Annotated in this window: 1 protein-coding gene; it reads left to right on the top strand. The window is 48.4% G+C overall.

The window, feature by feature from the left end:
- Positions 1–173: 173 nt before the first annotated feature.
- The coding region (locus R0J92_RS22090; RefSeq protein ID WP_411053227.1) for a calcium-binding protein at positions 174–337 on the top strand (164 nt) is incomplete at its 3' end.

The following is a 337-nucleotide window of genomic DNA, read 5'->3' as shown; positions in this document are numbered from 1 at the left end:
CCGAGATCGTCCGCGTGGCATGACCTCAGTGGGTAAGGGGCAGTCACGCCTCAGGCGTGTGTTCTGCAACAACGCCGATAATCGATCTCGTTGCAGGGCAAAGTTAAAAATTTGTTAACTTTATTGTATGCAGCCTTGGCGAGCGAAGCTTAAGGTAAGTATTGGAATTTATTATGAACATTGTTGGCACAGATGCTCCGGATTTTTTGCAAGGAACTAATGATGATGATTCAATATACGCACTCGAAGGTAATGACACTCTGCTAGGCGAAGCTGGAAACGACACTCTTTCTGGCGGCGCAGGAACCGACTGGTTGAGTGGTGGCGACGGCAATGA

Origin of the sequence: Tritonibacter sp. SIMBA_163, from assembly GCF_046535935.1 — a bacterium.
GTDB classification, from domain to species: Bacteria; Pseudomonadota; Alphaproteobacteria; order Rhodobacterales; family Rhodobacteraceae; genus Epibacterium; species Epibacterium scottomollicae.
Note: the sequence above shows the minus strand (reverse complement) of the source record. Positions and strands in the feature narration are given on the sequence as shown.